This window comes from Methanosarcina sp. WH1, from assembly GCF_000970005.1.
In the GTDB taxonomy this organism is placed as follows: Archaea; Halobacteriota; Methanosarcinia; order Methanosarcinales; family Methanosarcinaceae; genus Methanosarcina.
Genome location: NZ_CP009504.1, coordinates 36796 through 55326, shown reverse-complemented (window position 1 = coordinate 55326; position 18531 = coordinate 36796). Strand labels below are relative to the sequence as shown.

At 44.2% G+C, this 18531-nt stretch carries 10 protein-coding genes, 2 tRNA genes and 3 rRNA genes; 6 read left to right on the top strand and 9 right to left on the bottom strand.

Features of this window, described 5'->3' with window-relative positions; genetic code table 11:
* The first annotated feature begins 17 nt into the window (after positions 1 to 17).
* From tnpA to MSWH1_RS17275, 3 genes are all read left to right on the top strand, one after another.
* Positions 18 to 431, top strand: coding sequence for an IS200/IS605 family transposase (gene tnpA / locus MSWH1_RS00215; protein WP_048125022.1), 414 nt, complete (start codon positions 18 to 20; stop codon positions 429 to 431).
* A 207-nt stretch (positions 432 to 638) separates the two neighbouring features.
* Positions 639 to 803 (top strand): hypothetical protein, encoded by a 165-nt coding sequence (locus MSWH1_RS18655; RefSeq protein ID WP_156148036.1) that lies wholly within the window; start codon positions 639 to 641, stop codon positions 801 to 803.
* Between the two features lie 489 nt (positions 804 to 1292).
* Positions 1293 to 4457: a HEAT repeat domain-containing protein gene (locus MSWH1_RS17275; RefSeq protein ID WP_052723109.1), complete on the top strand. Its 3165-nt coding sequence runs from the start codon at positions 1293 to 1295 to the stop codon at positions 4455 to 4457.
* A gap of 222 nt (positions 4458 to 4679) precedes the next feature.
* On the opposite strand, the gene tpiA is transcribed toward MSWH1_RS17275, so the two are convergent.
* The 9 genes from tpiA to MSWH1_RS00165 all read right to left on the bottom strand — a co-directional run bounded on the left by tpiA (position 4680) and on the right by MSWH1_RS00165 (position 14358).
* Complete coding sequence (gene tpiA, locus MSWH1_RS00205; protein ID WP_048125020.1) at positions 4680 to 5348, bottom strand: triose-phosphate isomerase; 669 nt, start codon at positions 5346 to 5348, stop codon at positions 4680 to 4682.
* 64 nt (positions 5349 to 5412) lie between these two features.
* A complete protein-coding gene (locus MSWH1_RS00200) occupies positions 5413 to 6591 on the bottom strand; it encodes a bifunctional 5,6,7,8-tetrahydromethanopterin hydro-lyase/3-hexulose-6-phosphate synthase (protein WP_048125018.1) in 1179 nt (392 codons plus the stop codon).
* 227 nt (positions 6592 to 6818) lie between these two features.
* Positions 6819 to 7433: an endonuclease III gene (gene nth / locus MSWH1_RS00195; protein WP_048130126.1), complete on the bottom strand. Its 615-nt coding sequence runs from the start codon at positions 7431 to 7433 to the stop codon at positions 6819 to 6821.
* A 411-nt stretch (positions 7434 to 7844) separates the two neighbouring features.
* Positions 7845 to 7916 (bottom strand) — tRNA-Cys (locus MSWH1_RS00190).
* 72 nt (positions 7917 to 7988) lie between these two features.
* A tRNA-Cys gene (locus MSWH1_RS00185) sits at positions 7989 to 8060 on the bottom strand.
* A 102-nt stretch (positions 8061 to 8162) separates the two neighbouring features.
* Complete coding sequence (locus MSWH1_RS00180) at positions 8163 to 8726, bottom strand: YIP1 family protein (protein ID WP_048125017.1); 564 nt, start codon at positions 8724 to 8726, stop codon at positions 8163 to 8165.
* Between the two features lie 857 nt (positions 8727 to 9583).
* A 5S ribosomal RNA gene (gene rrf / locus MSWH1_RS00175) occupies positions 9584 to 9705 on the bottom strand.
* 74 nt (positions 9706 to 9779) lie between these two features.
* Positions 9780 to 12684, bottom strand: a 23S ribosomal RNA gene (locus MSWH1_RS00170).
* A 196-nt stretch (positions 12685 to 12880) separates the two neighbouring features.
* Positions 12881 to 14358 (bottom strand): 16S ribosomal RNA (locus MSWH1_RS00165).
* The 16S, 23S and 5S rRNA genes sit together here, the layout of an rRNA operon.
* A 704-nt stretch (positions 14359 to 15062) precedes the next feature.
* On the opposite strand from MSWH1_RS00165, the gene MSWH1_RS00160 reads away from it, so the two are divergent.
* The 3 genes from MSWH1_RS00160 to MSWH1_RS00150 all read left to right on the top strand — a co-directional run bounded on the left by MSWH1_RS00160 (position 15063) and on the right by MSWH1_RS00150 (position 18260).
* Positions 15063 to 16601: a 2-isopropylmalate synthase gene (locus MSWH1_RS00160; RefSeq protein ID WP_048125015.1), complete on the top strand. Its 1539-nt coding sequence runs from the start codon at positions 15063 to 15065 to the stop codon at positions 16599 to 16601.
* 172 nt (positions 16602 to 16773) lie between these two features.
* Positions 16774 to 17532, top strand: coding sequence for a TatD family hydrolase (locus MSWH1_RS00155; RefSeq protein WP_048125013.1), 759 nt, complete (start codon positions 16774 to 16776; stop codon positions 17530 to 17532).
* A gap of 86 nt (positions 17533 to 17618) precedes the next feature.
* Complete coding sequence (locus MSWH1_RS00150; protein WP_048125010.1) at positions 17619 to 18260, top strand: MBL fold metallo-hydrolase; 642 nt, start codon at positions 17619 to 17621, stop codon at positions 18258 to 18260.
* The last annotated feature ends 271 nt before the right edge of the window (positions 18261 to 18531 follow it).

Genomic DNA, 18531 nt, shown 5'->3' with positions numbered 1-18531 from the left:
ATATGCTTTAACAACACATGTACTTTTTGGTAAATACGAAGTATGAAACACGGAATCATAGCAAATTTTTGTTAATGTATCATGTTATTTTTGTTTGCAAATACCAAAAAGTCATACTTGAACCAATTAGCGAAGAACTCAAACAGATTATGATTGACATTTCAAAAGAGTCTAACTTTGAAATCCTTGAAATGGAAACTGACAAAGACCATATTCATTTCTTGATCAAGAGTGAGCCGAAAGTTAGCGTTTTGTCAATTGTCAGAAAATTGAAACAAGAATATACTAACAGGTTATGGAAAACTCAAAAAGAATATATGAAAAAGTATTATTGGGGTGAGAATACGTTATGGAGTAATGGTTATTTTGCGTCTACTATCGGAAATGTTAGTAAAGAGGCGGCAGAATATTACATACGGAATCAGGAGTGAAGTTGACGCTTATATCCCCTGAGCTAAAGACTCAGGGGTTTTACGCTTCTTCATATAAATGTATTTATGTTAGTTGAGCTCAACAAACTTAAATACTCATATTTATCACATTAAATTAAAAAAATAACATTAAATTGCCTTATTTTTTATTTTTTACAAACTAATATTAAATGACTGATGGGATACATAAGTCGTAATTGTGAAACAATGAAAACCACGATTAAGGACAGTGAACTGTTTACGTTGATCCCAGAGTTTGAAAATGATGAATATTCTGACTTTTCCGTGAAAAATATAGAAAATCATTTCAGAATCCCCGGAAAAGGTAATGACCCCCGAAAAAATCAAATTGTGCGCGGCATAGACATCTAGACCCTGGAACATAAAGGAAAAAGGATGATTGGCCCTGAAATTTAAATTCTGAAGAAATCTTCTTTTTTTTGTCTACAGAAAAAACGAAGAGGTATTTTTTATTGAAAAAAAAGTAAAAAAACAAAAAAAATTCGAAAAAAAGTTCTTACCTTTTCATAGTCAGAAGAAAATTCGTTAGCCAGAAAAGTAACAATTCTTACCCAAATACTACCATATTTTTTACTTTTTATCGTTACCTAGTTAAAAAGATTATTTCCGACAAATTCCAAAGCTTTTGAAAAATGAGTTTTTCAATCTCAAGCAATAAAACTGTTAGTTTACGACAAAAACAGTGTCTTTTAAACAATGGTCTCGAGAAAAACCGTTAATTACCTGATATTTTCCAAAGAAATGATAATCTGAAACTTTTAGAGAATTTCTACGAGAGCCGAAATTTAAATTTCTAATTTCAAACTCAAGCTGAGATCCCTCATAAAAATGGTGTGACACATGAATCTGCCAGTACCTAAAATCTTACTGTTAATTTTACTGTTCATCCTGACAATGGTTGGAGTTGCTTCCGGGCTCAGCGAAAGTGACAATGAAAACCCCAATGAAAACGTGTTAAATATGAATGAATCGGAGAAGCAGCAGGCTATAGAACCTCTGATACGGGCATTGGGAGCCGATGATATAAACTCCAGAAAAGAAGCCAGATTTGCTCTGGAAGAAATGGGAGAAGAAGCCGTAGATCTTCTAATAAAAGTTATTGACTCAGAAGAAACTCAGGAAATAAGGTGTGAGGCCGCTCGAGCTCTCGGAAATATTGGCGGACAAGAAGCAGAAAAAACTTTAATACAACTTTTAAGGGACGAAGACCCGGAAGTTAGAAGCAGTTCAGCTCTAGCCCTTGGAAATGCAAGAAGTGTAAGAGCAGAGAAAGAACTCATCCAGACACTTTTAGATGAAGATAAAAGAGTACGCTCAAATTCAGCTTGGGCTCTCGGGGAAATTGTAAAGGCAGGTTCTTCTCCTTCAAAGGAAGAAGACTGGGAACAAACCTTATTTTCAGGAGCTGTAGAAAATGAAATAATTGTTGAAGCTCTCTGCCAGACTCTCGAAGATAATAATAGTGATGTAAGGTCCAGTGCTACAGAAGCACTGGGAAAAATAGGAGGAGAAAAAGCTGAAGAGCTCCTGATAAAGGCTCTTTCCGACGGGGACAGAGAAGTCAGAAGAAACGCTGTGGAAGCCCTTGGAAGGATAGGGAGCAAAAAAGCTGCTGAACCTCTGATACAGGAGGCATTAAATGACCCAGACAGAGAAGTCAGAAAAAAAGCTGTTCTAGCTCTGGGAGAACTTAGAGAAGAGAAAGCGACAAAAGCCCTGATACAGGTATTGAATGATGAAGATCGGGATACCCGCTGTATTGCGGCCATGGAGTTGGGAGAGATTGGGGATGAGAGAGCAGAAAAAGCTCTGATAAGTGCCCTTTCAGATGGAGACCCTGAGGTAAGAAGTTTTGTTGTGGAAGCTCTTGGAAAAGTAGGAAAAGAAGAAACAATAAGAGCTCTCATCCAGCAGTTAAAAGATTCAGATGAAAAAGTTAGGAATATTACTGCAAATATTCTCATAGAAACCGGAGACAGATATACTGAACTGCTTGTTCAGGCATTAAAAGATGAAAATAAAGATGTTAAGTGGCAAGCGAGGAATATTCTTGTTGAAATTGGGAAACCGGCTGTGGAACCTCTTATAGAGGCTCTTTCGGATAATGATGTGTATACCCGTTGTACAGCAGCCTGGGCTCTAGGACAGATAAAAGACGAAAGGGCAATAGAACCCCTGATTCAAACCCTTTCAACAGAAGACGAAGACGTAAGGCTGAGCTGCACCTGGGCCCTAGTAGAAATAGGAGAACCTGCAGTGCCTGCTTTGACAAAAGTTCTTGAAAATCAGAACAAAACCGTTAGAAAATATATTGTTTTTTCACTTATTGAAATGGGAGATGAAAGAGCTATTCCAGGACTTAAAGAAATATTAAAGGATAAAACAAAGGATAAAACAGAAATAACAGAAATTTCTGCTGAATTTACTGAAAAAGAAAGGGACGAAAAAGCAGATCAAATTCTCCTGAAAATTATAGAAGAAAAAGACCTGAACTTCCGAAAAGAAGTGGCAAATACCTTTGAAAAAATAGGAAATTCAGAAGCAAAACCCCTTATCAATGCATTGGAAACAGAGCCACAAAACACTAAAAAATATGAAGAAATGTGTGGAGTTGACCCTGAAGATGAAAAAGCACAGGAGAAACTCTTAGGCGCATTAAAGAATGAGAAGAGTTACATGAGGGTCAGTTCCATATTTGCACTAGCGGAAATAGGAGATGAAAGTTCTGTCGAGTCTCTTGCTGAAGTGCTTATCAAAGACTTGAATCAGACTAAAGCCTGCGCCGCCTTTTCTCTTGGAGAAATCGGAAGCGAAAAGGCAGTTGAACCCTTATCGTTTGCCCTGAAAATGGATAAATACGACAGCGTAAAAGAATGTTGCGCAATCTCCCTTGGAAAAATAGGAGATCAAAGGGCAGTAGAACCCCTTATAATGGCTTTGAACGAAGGTTATTCAGTAAAAAGTTGTGCAGCTCTTGCTCTTGGAGAAATAGGAAATCAGAGGGCTGTTAAACCTCTGATACCGCTACTAGACAGTGAAAAACCCGAAGTAAGGAGAAATGCAGCTCTGGCCCTTGGAGCAATAGGGGATGAAAAAGCAGTTAAATCTTTAACTTTGGTACTGCAAGATGAAGACGAAACTGTGAGAACTGCTGCAGTATGGGCTCTTGGAAATATAGGTGATGCCACAGCTGTGGATGTGCTCAATAGTGCTGCAGCAGATGGAAATGAAACATTCAGGTGTACCACTTTAGAAGCTTTGGGAAAAATAAACGACTCAAAAGCAATCGGAACTTTGGAAAAAGCTCTTGAAGATGATAACGTCAGAATTCAAATTTCAGCTATTACTGCTTTGGGAAAGATAAAAGATGAAAAAGCAACTGAAATTCTTGTCAGAGCTTTGGGAGATAATAATAAAGAAGTAAGAAGCTGCGTCTCAAATGCTCTTATTAACAGAAAAGAAGAGGCTGTAGAACCTCTTATAAGAAGTCTGAGCGATGAAAACGAGAATATCAGGGAAAACTCTGTGCTCCTGCTAATTGAAATTGGAGATGAGAGGGCAGTAGACCCTCTAATTAAGTACCTGGAGACAAATACCAGAACTCAACCTGAAACCCTTAAAATCACAGCTGTTCAGAAGATAAAAGCGGACTCTGAAGAAGACTTGATTTATTCATACAATACAAAAGTCATTCCTCCAGGAGATTTTGAAATAAGTAGTGACGATATCAAGAAAAAAGTAACCCTGCAGGGGAAAACTGCAGTTGTGACGCCGGAGAATTCATCACAGGAAACAGAATCTGCTACAAAAGAGACAACCTCGAAAAACCAGGCAGAAAAAGATACGCAGGCTGTCTTAAATCCAGATCAGAGCTCTGAAAAGAGAGATAAAATTCAGGAGCCCGAACCTGTTGAAGAAACAGGATTGTCTGTGGATAAGATCTACATGCTGAGAGGGATGGTGTCAGCGGTTCTAATCATCATTCTTTACTCAAAAAGAAAATGAAGCAAAAAAAGAATTTCAGCCTCGCAGCATCAAAAAATCTGCTGTCCTGAAGCTGATGAACAAAAAATAGGCAGCATGAGGCACCAAACTATCTAAAGCATAATTATCTTGGCAAGCTCTCATGTGCTTGATTATACTTTTCAAGTGCGTAACTCCTAATTAAAAGACCAACTTAGATGGTATGGAAGACGGGACTTCAGCTGAAACTCAGGAAAATGAAACTTAAACCAGGCGAATAAGATCTTCAAGTGCAGCCTTGGGGTCTGTAGCTTTCACGATTCCAGACGCAAGAAGCACCCCCTGCGAGCCAAGATCAAGAGCTGCCCTGAGGTCTTCACCTTTTGAAATTCCGGCACCACAGAGCACTTTTACGCCTGGCTTGATCTTTGCAACGGCTTCTACCGAACCGCTAACAACTTCGGGGTCGGCTTTTGAGACAGGAATTCCACTGCCTATGAGCTCCGGAGGTTCAATTGCTACATAATCAGGTTCAAGAGCTGCAGCTGCTGCCGTTGTAGGGACATTATTAGTACATATTACTGCCCTTAGTCCAAATTCTTTTGCCGCTTTCAGGGAAGCTTCAATTTCTGCAAGGGTCAGGCGCCTTTCAGAATGATTGATCAGAGTCCCAACAGCTCCTGCTTCTTTTACACATTTTCCGAAAACATGACCTGTAAAACTTCCTGCCCCTATACCGTCCAGATGCTGGGAAAAGACCGGAAGTTCAACCTCGGAAGCTACCCTGTAAATATCCGGGAGTTGAGGAGCTACTGCAATCTCGATACCTGATTCTTCGGATACGGCTTTGCAGGCTTTTGCAATTTCAACTGCTTCGTAGCCTGTGCCCTGCAAATAAGTTTTGTAGTTCAGTAAAATGAATGGTGAACCCAAGAAAAATCCCCTCCTGACAAATGGAAAGAAAACGAAAAAGAAAAAAGCGTGAAAACTCACGCTTTCAGAAGTCTGTCATAACTCTGAACTGGTCGATTTCAGGTTTGTTAAGGCTGTTAATGAACTGCTCAGCCATTTCCCTGATATCCTTTGCATTGGTGATAGCACGTCCGACCACAAGGATATCAGCACCCTGGCTAAGGGCTACAGGCACCTTGTCGAGACGGACTCCGCCTGCAACAGCAATAAGAGCCTTTGGAGCAACCTTCTTGATATCGGCAATATTGCCCCAAGCGTGTTCAGTACCTTCGATGTCAATTCCACGGTGGAGTTCAATGACATCAGGCATGACCTTAAGCTGCTTCAAGACAAAAATCGGATCGTGCTGGTTGAGAGTGTCCATGACAGCATAGATGCCTGTCTTGTGGGCTTCTTCAATGAGTTTGTCAATAGTGCTGATAGGGGCAAGAGCAGATACCACAATGGCATCTCCTGCAGCGTCTGCAACCATTCTTGCTTCAAGATTCCCGGTATCCAGGGTCTTTAGGTCAGCAACGATGAAAGCATCGGGCCTGACCTGTCTGATCTTGGAAATCACGTCCACACCGTAGCGCTTGATAAGGGGCGTCCCTGCTTCGATGATGACGTGATCGCTGTTCGGAATCTGGGAAATAGCCGAAAGCACGAACTCGATGTTCGGGTTGTCAAAAGCAATCTGCAGATAAGGTGGATCCCAGAGCCTGGTGACTTTAAAGCCCATGATAGCATGGGTGGACTTGTTGCTCTCTTCAAGCACAGTGTCGATGTCCGGGAAGCCTTCAAGAGCGCGCTTGAGTGCAAGCTTTGTGGCACCGTAATTGTACCTGTAGATCTTGTTATAGTCCTGGGCATCAGGGTGGATAAAGACGCTAGCTACAATGACAAGGTCTTCAGCCTGGTCCTTTGTGATTACGCCTTCTTCTACTGAGTCTGCTACTGCTTTTGCAACTGCTGACTGGGCAGGCCCGAAAATTTTTGATGCCTGCTCCATGTTCTTTACAGTAACCTTCGGGATAATAAGAGTTGAAGGTTTAGGCGGCAGATTTGGCCTGATAACGGAAAGGAGGGGGGTGTGTCCAGCTGAAAGCTGGGTCAGGCCATTTGCAAAAGCCTGTCCTACAGGACCCTCCTTGTCTCCTATCATCAAATCAACATGGGCAAGTTCTGCACCCTGCCCCATTAATGCTTCTCCTATCTGAAACATGTTTGACCTCGTAAATGCGATGAAAGTAATATTAAGTGTTATGAAGTGTTTGATAGTTAGTTGCTTGAGAGCGAATTTGTTATTGAACTATGGGGTAGCATAACCCTTTTGCCTGCTAAACGCCAGCCTGATATAAATAATCTTGGATCATCCCAAACAGTTTTTCGACAGCTCACAGGTTCTCTACACTTTGATTCCACAATCACGGAGTTTTCAAAACCCTCCGCTTAAAGGAGAATTTTAGGACACATATCGTTCAGGACGCAGACTTCACACCTTGGAGAAATCGGCCGGCAGACGTTCTGCCCTAATTTTACAAGCAAGAGATTTATATGTTTCCAGTACTTCTGCGGAAAAATTTTTTTTAACTCAGTCTCAGTCTCCTCAGGAGCTTTTGTCTCTACCAGCCCAAGCCTGTTAGAAATCCTGTGAACGTGTGTATCGACCGCAAGGGCATCTTTAAGGAAAGCATGAGCAAGTACGCAGTTAGCAGTCTTTCGGCCAACACCCGGCAATTTAAGGAGAGTTTCCATATCATCCGAAACCCTGCCATTGTATTCTTCAAGTAGAATCCTGGAAATCTCCTTTATCCTTCCAGCTTTGACCCTGTAAAAGCCCACATCTCTTATAAGCTCTTCAAGCTCTTCAACATCAGCCTCGACCATTTCCTCAGGAGTTGAGAATCTCTCAAAAAGCCTCTTTGCTGCAGGATAGGTTACATCGTCCCGGGTCCTGTGGGACATAACAGTGGAGATTAACACAAAAAAAGGATCTCTCGAGCCATCAGTATAGCCCTCTGGATAAAGTTCAAAAAGCCTCCGCATGAGTTCATCAAGGTCCATGCCCAGAGTTAACATTCTCTTGATATAAAAATACCAAATTAAAACTGTAATTCAGTAAGTAAATAAAAAAAAATAAAAACAGATCCTGTAGAGAAGTCCTGGATGAGTCTTAGAGCGTGTCTTAAAATTAAATTTGATTCTACAATGGTCTTTCATACATCGAGCGAGTAAGCCTGATGTAATAAATTTACAGTCTGAATTTAAAGTCAGCAATGGCCACAGTCCAAATGTAGAAATGGTTTGAATTTTAAGACAGCCTCTTAGAGAATCCTAGAGAAGTTCAAATTGGAGAAGTCTGAATAAAGACGAAAAAAATGGATTCAAAAAAAGGGCAGATGAAGAAATTTTCAAAATAAAGACAAAAACTATTTTGAGAAACAAGAAATGTTTGAGAAAAAGAAGAAATTTAAAAGCCAAGATCCGGATTCGAACCGGAATGGAATCGCTCTGCAGGCGATTGCGTAGCCGCTCCGCCATCTTGGCACAAAGTGGATTCTCTTAAAGCACTTTATTGAATATATAGTTTTAGGTTAAATAGAATATTAAAAGAGAAAAAGCCAAGATCCGGATTCGAACCGGAATGGAATCGCTCTGCAGGCGATTGCGTAGCCGCTCCGCCATCTTGGCACTTTTGAGCACGTATTAATCGTGTAGATGCAATTAAAGTAATTTCTAATATATAAACATTTAGCTTGAAGCAATGAATCCATAAAAAATTTAAGAATTATATTAGAATTGAGTTATCGTGGCATATGCAATTGATCCTACCAGAACTACCATAATTATGACAAGTAAGATGATCACGACAGTGGGCAAGAGTACAGCTATCGCCGATTTGGCCATGCTTACATCATGTACAACCATACCGCCCACAATGTAGAGATATATCCCGTAAAGCCCGAAGACCCAGCCGATAAGAGGAACCCAGGAGACCACCATTACGGCGGTTGCATAAGATATGAACCTTACAGTGCCTTCATAAGTTCCGGAACCTCCAAGCACCCTATAAATAACATAGAATATCGCAGCTCCGATAAAGATAGAGATGATCCCCACAATCGGGGCCATAATCGCAGTCATAATTGCAGTGGAAAAACCAAATTCGGTGATACCACCGTACCCATACATGCCTCTCATCATTCCGCGGTTAAAAAGTCCGGTTAAAAGCCCGTATATGAGATAACTGAGTGCTGCAAAGGTAAGAGGATCATTATATCCTCCGGTCGTTGGCATTTTTCTGTAAAATTCAGACGGCCTTTGTATAACTTCTTTCCAGGTTTCGATATAATCCATTATTTTCCCCATTAAAAATATGTATGAACAGTATTTAAAGAGATTTGTAGGAATAAAGTCAACTACCCCTGAGCTAAAGACTCAGGGGTTTCCTGCTGAAAATTTATGAAAGTCTAAAAGTGAAAGCCTAAACTTCGCTAAGATAGTATTTCCTGTCTTATAGCAAGCGTTCAGCTTCAATTATTAAGCTGAGCGCGCCCGCCGAGACTTAGCCAGTGTGCCGAAGTAGAATACCAGTAACTCAAAAAAGTTGAGCATGATTTCTGATTTTATAAAAAGCATAACTAAAAGAGAGACGGAACATAAAAATCAAGTAACAAAAGCAGCAGGACAAAAAAAGCAATGAAAAACTTAGAAGGGCTCAAAAGAATAAACAGGATCAAAAAATATCGGAAAACTATGTCAACAACATGTAAAAACAATTCAAAAAAACAATTCAAAAAAACAATTTCAGAATAGAGTTAAAGTAGTATAGGGTGAGTTTGGCAGCGATCCAGAGTTCCCGAAGGCTCGCACACCCGAGTTTCGTGTCGGGAGCACGAAGTCCGTTTCACTCGCTTCGCTCGCTCAAGCAGACAACGTAACAAGAGAAAGAAGAATTCAAAAAAACATTTCAAAAAATCAATTTAAAAAATCAATTTAAAAAATCAATATTAAAAAATCAATTTAAAAAATCAATATTAAAAAATCAATTTAAAAAATCAATATTAAAAAATCAATTTAAAAAATCAATATTAAAAAATCAATTTAAAAAATCAATTTAAAAAATCAATATTAAAAAATCAATTTAAAAAATCAATTCAAAAAAACATTTCAAAAAAACAATTTCAGAATAGAGTTAAAGTAGTATAGGGTGAGTTTGGCAGCGATCCAGAGTTCCCGAAGGCTCGCACACTTCAGTACAGTAAGGAACGTGGACAGGCTTATCTTCTGTGTTCGGGATGGGTACAGGAGTTGCCCTGCCGCTATGGCCGCCAAACTCTACCTATAAATGGGATATGGAAAAAGTCATGTATAGATGTGCTGCATACTGAATTTCGCCTGGACCTGAATTAGGTGAAAGGAACGGATAGTTAGTGAACGCGGACTGAACACCTCGTTGCCTTGGTGCTTACATCCCGTTTCTATCAAACCGGTCTTCTACCGGAATCCTTAGAGAGGTCTCTTTTTAGGTCAGATTTCGAGCTTAGATGCATTCAGCTCTTATTCCTTAGCGCGTAGCTGCCCGGCAATGCCTTGTCAGACAACCGGTACACCAGTGGCGCCGCTGCTTGGTTCCTCTCGTACTAAAAGCAGCTTACCCGCAGACCTCTGGCACCTCTAGTAGATAGTAACCGACCTGTCTCACGACGGTCTAAACCCAGCTCACGATCTCCTTTAATAGGCGAACAACCTCACCCTTGGCCGATGCTGCACGGCCAGGATGGAAAGAACCGACATCGAGGTAGCAAGCTGCCGGGTCGATATGTACTCTTGCCGGCAACGACTCAATTATCCCCGGGGTAACTTTTCTGTCATTTTTGGCCCCCACCAAGGAGGCTCAAAAGTTCGCTAGAACCGACTTTCGTCTCGTCATCCACTGCTTTGCTGAATAACGTCAGGCTGACTTATACTCTTGCACTCTTCAGCGAGTTTCCGACCCGCTTGAGTCAACCATTGCGCGCCCTTGATATCTTTTCAAGGGCGTCCCGCCCCAGGCAAACTGCCCACCTATCGGGGTCCTCTTCGCAGAGTTAGGGTCGTAGTTCCAGAAGGGTAGTGTCCCAATTGTGGCTCCACAGATGCTGGCGCACCCGCTTCGACGCCTCCTACCTACTCTGTACATCCAGAACCACAACCCAACGACAGGCTGCAGTAAAGCTCCACGGGGTCTTCACTTCCCCCTAGAGGTCTCTAGACTGTGCACTAGAATGTAAGCTTCACCGGACTCCAGTTAGGGACAGTAGGGCTCTCATTGATCCATTCATGCAAGTCGCCAATTAAGCGACAAGGTACTACGCTACCTTAAGAGGGTCATAGTTACCCCCGCTGTTTACAGGCCCTTCTTCCCGTTGAACCGGGGTTTCAGGTACCTGCACTGAGCAGGATTCAGAGATTGTACTAGCCCTTACGGGTTTGCAATCTCCTATGTTGGTATTAGACAGTTAGAGCCCCCTGGTCACTGCGACCTGCTGTCTTCACAGCAGGCACTCCTTCTCCCGAAGTTACGGAGCTAATTTGCCGAATTCCCTTAACTGAATTACTCCGACACGCCTTAGCCTTTTCAGCTAGGGGCACCTGTGTCAGTTCTCGGTACGGACATTTAGCTGTCCTTTTCACGGGTTCCTGGGTGCAGCCGACTTAAGCCATTACAGATTCGCCCGATTCTCGCCATTACGGCTCTCCACGGGGTTCGCTGCTTAGACGGCGCGACGACGCCGCTCGGCCTGCCCGGAAACGTCAGAACTAAGTGCTAAATGGTACAGGAATATTAACCTGTTTCCCTTTTGGCGTACTCGAATTACGGTACGTCTTAGGACCGACTAACCCTCGGCTGACGATCATTGCCGAGGAAACCTGGCCCCTTCGGCGGCAGGGATTCTCACCCTGCTTTGCTGCTACTATTACCAGGATTTTCGTTTGTGAACGGTCCACAGGACTTTACAGCCCTGCTTCAGCCCGAACACAACGCCTTCCTACGAGATTACCTTGCGGTACTCCGTGGTATCGGTGGTCGACTTGAGCCCCGTCAATTTTCGGGGCCCCAAACCTCGACTGGTGAGCTGTTACGCACTCTTTGAAGGGTAGCTGCTTCTAAGCTAACCTTCCAGCTGTCTTGGGCTTGGGACGCCCTTTAGCGTTAACACTTAGTCGACACTTGGGGACCTTAACCACGGGCTGGGTTGTCTCCCTTACGGACTACAAGCTTACCCCAGTAGTCCGGACTCCGACTGTCTCAGATGACGGTGGGTTTGGAGTTTGACAGGCGGGCGAGGGATTTCTCCCCCGGAACCGCCAATCAGTGCTCTACTCCACCGACGATCTCAAGTCAGGTCATGCTGCGACATGTTTCGGAAGGAACCAGCGGATGCCGGGTTAGATTAGCATTTCACTACGAGACGCAGGTCACACGAATGATTTGCAGATCAATACCGCTTGCGGTCCTCCACGTAGCTTTCGCCACGCTTCAACCTGCCCACGCCTAGATCACCCGGCTTCGGGTCGTACCCCGGTGACTCCACGCACTTGTATACGTCGTGCCTCGCCCGAAGGCTGCGCACATGTTGCTTTCGCTTCGGCTGCCCAGATAAAAGGTTAGCCATCGCCACCAAGATACACTCCCTGGCCCGTTCTTCAAAACGTAAGATACAACACTGGCAGTGACATTCGTACTACATCCTCGCGGATGATTTCTTCATGTCAAAGATCCTTTCATGCCGTATCGTTCCATCACTATCAGGTTTCAGGCACTTTGCACCTCCCTTCTCGGGGTACTTTTCAGCGTTCGGTCACCCTACTATTTCGCTATCGGTCTCAAGGAGTATTTAGTTTTGGAGATTGGTGACCCCCAGATTCCCGCACGATATCCAACGCACGGTACTCAGGGACATGTTCCGGTCTGTTAGCTTACACCTAAGTGACTGTCACACTCTATGGTCTGCCGTTCCAGGCAAGTTCGGTTTTGCCGCAAGACGTTTGAACAGCCCTACAACACCACATTTCCCCGAAGGGATTCGGTTTGAACTGTGCCGGTTTCACTCGCCGTTACTAGCGGCATCTCAATTGATTTCTTTTCCAGCTCCTACTGAGATGTTTCAATTCGGAGCGTTCCCGATCATTACTGATCACTATGGAGAGGTCCCATTCGGAGATCCCGGGTTCATTGGATCCATGCACCTATCCCGGGCTTATCGCAGCTTGGCACGTCCTTCATCAGCTCTTGAGCCGAGCCATCCACCTGATAGCATAACTCCTGTTACACCTAACCAGGTCCAGTTAGCGTTCAATATACAGCACCTATACACGACTTCATATGCCTGCGGTTCCGCGCAGGCTATCCATCCTTCCCCGATAAACTACTTATCGGGTGCATTTGATGAGTTATAATTCGAATTTATTAATGGGGTGAGGATTTGTACGGTTTATCGGCATCTGGGTGATAGTGTTTTTAGCTTAGGAGGTGATCCAGCCGCAGATTCCCCTACGGCTACCTTGTTACGACTTAACCCCCCTTGCAAAATTCAGGTTCGAACACGGCACAGAGTCCGTGCCCTCACCCATACCTCACTCGGGTGGTTTGACGGGCGGTGTGTGCAAGGAGCAGGGAAGTATTCACCGCGCTATATTGAAACGCGATTACTACGGATTCCAGCTTCACGAGGGCGAGTTACAGCCCTCGATCCGAACTACGGATGGGTTTGTGAGATTACCAGCCCCTTTCGGGGGAGGGACCCATTGTCCCATCCATTGTAGCCCGCGTGTAGCCCGGGAGATTCGGGGCATACTGACCTACCGTGGCCCGCACCTTCCTCCGATTTAACACCGGCGGTCCCCACAGAGTACCCATCGTCCCGGAGGACATGCTGGTAACAGTGGGCACGGGTCTCGCTCGTTGCCTGACTTAACAGGATGCTTCACAGTACGAACTGGCGACGGCCATGCACCTCCTCTCAGCGATTCAGGCAAAGTCTTCAGCTTGGCCTACATATTGCTGTCGCCCCCGGTGAGTTGTCCGGCGTTGAGTCCAATTAAACCGCAGGCTCCACCCGTTGTTGTGCTCCCCCGCCAATTCCTTTAAGTTTCAGCCTTGCGGCCGTACTTCCCAGGTGGCTCGCTTCACGGCTTCCCTGCGGCACCAGACACGGTCGCGCCATGCCTGACACCTAGCGAGCATCGTTTACGGCTGGGACTACCCGGGTATCTAATCCGGTTCGTACCCCCAGCTTTCGTCCCTCACCGTCGAACCCGTTCTGGTAAGACGCCTTCGCCACAGGTGGTCCCACAGGGATTACAAGATTTCACTCCTACCCCTGTAGTACCTCTTACCTCTCCCGGTTCCAAGCCTGGCAGTATCCCCCGAAAGCCTAATAGTTAAGCTATCAGATTTCCCGGAGGACTGACCAAACCGGCTACGGACCCTTTAGACCCAATAATCACGATCACCACTCGGGCCGCCGGTGTTACCGCGGCGGCTGGCACCGGTCTTGCCCGGCCCTTGCTAACAGGTGTAGTTTAAACACCTGGACAGCCAGCATATGATGCTGGCACTCGGTGTCCCCTTATCACGGTTTCCCGCATTGTAAAGTTTTCGCGCCTGCTGCGCCCCGTAGGGCCTGGATTCATGTCTCAGAATCCATCTCCGGGCTCTTGCTCTCACAACCCGTACCCGTCGTTGGCTAGTAGGTACATTACACCCACTACTACCTGATAGGCCGCAGATCCATCCTTGGGCAGACGAATCCATTTGACGCATAAAGCATTCCAGCAGATATGCGGTATCCGGAATTATCCCCAGTTTCCCGGGGTTATGCCGGACCCAAGGGCAGGTTATCCACGTGTTACTGAGCAGTACGCCATGTTCACGAAGAACATATGACTCGCATGGCTTAGACGAACACCGATAGCAGTAACCTCTGGCAGGATCAACCAGAATTGTTATAGCACACTTGAAATTAAAGGTCTTGGTCGCAGAAACTTGCACTAACAACTATCTAATTCAGTTAGTTCATTTCGCGATAGATATTTGAAAAAACATCTATCACCCAGAATTAACCGAACCGACAAATCCTCGTCAGACAGAAAATAACTCCTGTCTCCATTAAAAGATGAAAGAGATTTTGAATATCAACCCACACATTTACTCTGTGCGAGGGATTCATACAAGGTATTTCTTGTATATAAACCTTCTTATTGTTCTCCCACGCATTTGCGCCTTGTGAGGGATAGATACAAGGTATTTCTTGTATATATACTTATTCCTTCAAAGAAGGTCGAACAAATTGAAAGATGGAAAGTGAATAGTTGAAAGATTTCAAAGGAGTTGTCCTTTAGAACCCTTAACTTTGTCCGTTTTTATTAGCGATCGTTTGTAAAAACAAACCGCTCAGGCACTTTTTATTCCGTTTTTCAGGTTTCGTTTTTAAGTACCTGTTCCGTTTTTCGAACTCTGTTTTTCAAATTCCGTTTTTCACCTTCGGGATGTCTTGTGACACCCTGAGAAGCAACCCTAGAATGGGGCATCTACTATAAATAATTTTCTATCAAACGCTCAAAAAAGTAAAGTTCCAATCAAACATTTAAAAATATACATGATGTTTATATACCAGAAGTGTACATTCAAATTGATGATTACTATGGATGTACACACTGAAAGAAGGGATCGATTTTTACATCGAACCCATGCAGAATAAAAAAGTAACTGTTTTTGACACAACACTGCGTGACGGAGAACAAACCCCGGGCGTATCCCTGACTTCTACCCAGAAGCTGGAAATTGCTCATCAACTCGACAAACTCGGGGTAGACATAATAGAAGCTGGATTTCCCATCTCTTCAGAAGGAGATAAAGAATCCGTAAAATCGATTTCTAATGCCGGGCTTGAAACCATAGTCTGCGGACTTGCTCGCGTACTGAAAAAAGACATCGATGCCTGTTTTGATAGTGATGTTGGCCTTGTGCATACCTTCGTCCCGACCTCAGATGTACAGCGGATCTATACCATTAAAAAGAGCCAGGAAGAAGTAATCCAACTGGCTGTAGAAGCTGTCCAGTACATCAAAGACCACGGGCTGAAGTGCATGTTTTCTGCAATGGATGCCACCAGAACTGACCCTGAATATCTCATAGAGGTTTTCAAGGCAGTCCAGGAGGCAGGATGCGATATCATTAACGTGCCGGACACTGTCGGCATCATGGTTCCATCTGCAATGTACAGACAGATCAAAGACATTGCAACTGAAATTACGATTCCGATAGACGTACACTGTCACAATGATTTCGGACTTGCAGTAGCAAACAGCCTTATGGCCGTTGAAGCCGGGGCATCTCAGGTACAGGTCACTATAAATGGCATTGGGGAGAGGGCAGGAAATGCTGACCTTTCCCAGGCAGTGATGAGCCTGAAGTCAATCTACGGTGCAAAAACCAATATCCGGACAGAATACCTTGTAGAAACTTCAAAAATGATTGAAAACTACACCGGAATCAGGCTTCCACCAAACACGCCTGTGGTCGGGCAAAACGCCTTTTCCCATGAATCGGGAATTCACAGTCAGGGAGTGCTTGAAAAATCCGATACTTTCGAACCCGGTATTATGACCCCGGAAATGGTCGGGCACAGACGTCGCATCGTCCTTGGAAAGCACACAGGCAAACATGCTGTCAAACAGTCCCTTGAGTCTGCTGGCATAAAAACCAGTGAAAAGCAGCTCGACGAGATTGTGCTCAGGATCAAAGAAATCGCAAACAAAGGTAAACAGATAACAGACGCCGATCTCTATGCAATCGCCTCTGCGGTGCTCGGAAAAGCAAGTTCTGATGAAGAACTGATTAAACTCAAAGAAGTATCCGTCATGACAGGAAACATCATCACACCTACGGCTGTGGTCAAGGCAAATATCGAAGGAAAAGAAATCATTTCAGCAAAAACCGGAGTTGGCCCTGTAGACGCCGCCCTCAACGCTGTAAGGGATATCCTGGGCGAGAGCAACCATTTTAAGCTTCAGGAATTCAGGATCGATGCTATCACGGGAGGAGCTGACGCTCTTGCCGATGTGTACATAGGCCTCCAAAACGAAAAGGGCAGGATTGTAACAGCACGGTCCGCAAACCCGGACATAGTCATGGCTTCCGTGGAAGCCCTTGTAAACGCTATGAACCTGCTGTATAAAAAATAAGAAAAAAGCTAAAACGGCAAAGAGAAAAGGGCTGAAGCTTTGAGCCGGAAAATAATACCGGAAATAACAACTCAAAGCCTGAAACCGGATAAGGCAAGATACCTGTTAATTTTCGGGTTTGTATTCCCCAAGCATGTATAAGGTAAAATAAAATGAAATAGAATACAAACCCATGCCTTATCCAATCATTGATTCTCATTGTCACCTTGATTTTCCCAAATTCAACCCCGACAGGGAAGAGGCTATCCTCCGCGCCCGAAAAGCAGGAGTTATCGGGATGATCAACTCCGGAATTTCCCTTAAAGGCAACCGCATGAGTCTTGAGCTTGCGGAAAAGAATGAAGATATCCATGCTGCACTGGGACTGAGCCCTGACATCGGCAGAGAGGGAAACGATGACATTATCAACTCTATCCTTGCCCAGATCGAAGCTAATGCCGAAAACGCAGTGGGTATAGGAGAAGCCGGCCTGGATTTTCAGGACTGCAAAACAAATGAAGAACGTCAACGACAGACAGCTTCGTTTGAAAAAGTAATCGAGATTGCAAAAAATCTGGACAAACCCCTTGTAGTACATGCCCGGATGGCTGAAGCAGAAGTCCTTAAACTTGTAAAAGGGGTGGATACCGTAGTCTATCACTGCTATAGTGGTTCCCTTGAGACCATGCAGGAAATCGTAGACGCAGGCTACTATATTTCCCTGGCTACCCTTGTCTGTTTTTCCGAACATCACCAGAACCTTGCAGCCAAGGTCCCCCTTGAAAACCTGCTCCTGGAAACCGATAGTCCTTTCCTCTCCCCCCGCAAAGGCAGAAACGAGCCTGCATATATAGCGGATTCGATCCCGGTTGTAGCGCAGGTTAAGGAAATGGAGCCTGCAGAAATTGCAAGAGACACCACTGAAAACGCGCGCAAGGTTTTCGGAATCTAAGGTTTTAAAATCGTTTCTGAGATAAAAGAAAAGAAAGAAGAAGGGAAAAAAGAAAAAACAGAAAGAGGAACAGAAGAGGAAGAAATATGGAAGTCCGATACATCTGCCCCACAGCCTACGATTCCAGTGTTTACCTTGTAAACGGGAAAGTCCTGATCGATGCTGGAATGAACAGTGACCTGATCATCAGGGAACTTGAAAAATCTATCAAGCTTACTGACCTTGAACTAATCGTCCTGACCCACTGCCACTATGATCACACTGCCGCAGCTGCAATAATTGCAGAGAAGAGTGGAGCAAAAGTTGGAATCCACAGGGCAGACCTTGAAGGCGTAAACGATGAGTATCTAAGTGTTTCCGTGCTCTTTGGAGACCGCGCCCCGGCTGTCAGGCCAACAGTTGTCTATGAGGAAGGGGACAAAATCCCCATAGGAAAAGAGGAATGCCTTGAAGTCATCCACACCCCAGGTCATTCAAAAGGGAGCATCTGCCTCTATGAACCTATCTCAAAAAGCCTCTTTTCAGGAGACACCGTCTTTCCAGGCGGTGGTTTCGGAAGGATGGACTTTGAAGGTTCAGAGCCTGAAAAAATGCTTGGTTCCATAGAAAAACTCACAAAACTCGATGTAAAAACCCTGTACTCGGGGCATGGAGCCCCTAATGACAGAGACGGGAACAAACAGGTCCAGGCTTCTTATACAATGCTAAAGATGATGATGGGAGTTTGAAGGCAGCGAATAAGAAAAAGAGATTAAAAGACTGGAAGAAGAGGTTAAAAGACTGGGAGTCCGGAAGCAGATTATGGTAAAAGATACATCAGTCCCGACAGGAAATAAAAAATTCAACCTGGAAAAAACAAATAAAAAAAAGGATAAAAACCCGGATAGAGAAAAGTCTGCTAGGAAAACCGGTCTTTTTGTTCCAAAAAAAGTAGAAACCGGAAAAGAAATAAAATCCGGGACTCGAACCTCAAGAAAACCCGGAAGGACAAAGCCGGAA

What these genes read in the sequence shown, in the direction of transcription:
- tnpA (WP_048125022.1), top strand. Translation starts at nt 18, where the DNA reads ATGTACTTTTTGGTAAATACGAAGTATGAAACACGGAATCATAGCAAA.
- MSWH1_RS18655 (WP_156148036.1), top strand. Translation starts at nt 639, where the DNA reads ATGAAAACCACGATTAAGGACAGTGAACTGTTTACGTTGATCCCAGAG.
- MSWH1_RS17275 (WP_052723109.1), top strand. Translation starts at nt 1,293, where the DNA reads ATGAATCTGCCAGTACCTAAAATCTTACTGTTAATTTTACTGTTCATC.
- MSWH1_RS00200 (WP_048125018.1), bottom strand. Translation starts at nt 6,591, where the DNA reads ATGTTTCAGATAGGAGAAGCATTAATGGGGCAGGGTGCAGAACTTGCC.
- nth (WP_048130126.1), bottom strand. Translation starts at nt 7,433, where the DNA reads ATGGACCTTGATGAACTCATGCGGAGGCTTTTTGAACTTTATCCAGAG.
- MSWH1_RS00180 (WP_048125017.1), bottom strand. Translation starts at nt 8,726, where the DNA reads ATGGATTATATCGAAACCTGGAAAGAAGTTATACAAAGGCCGTCTGAA.
- MSWH1_RS00160 (WP_048125015.1), top strand. Translation starts at nt 15,063, where the DNA reads ATGTACACACTGAAAGAAGGGATCGATTTTTACATCGAACCCATGCAG.
- MSWH1_RS00155 (WP_048125013.1), top strand. Translation starts at nt 16,774, where the DNA reads ATGCCTTATCCAATCATTGATTCTCATTGTCACCTTGATTTTCCCAAA.
- MSWH1_RS00150 (WP_048125010.1), top strand. Translation starts at nt 17,619, where the DNA reads ATGGAAGTCCGATACATCTGCCCCACAGCCTACGATTCCAGTGTTTAC.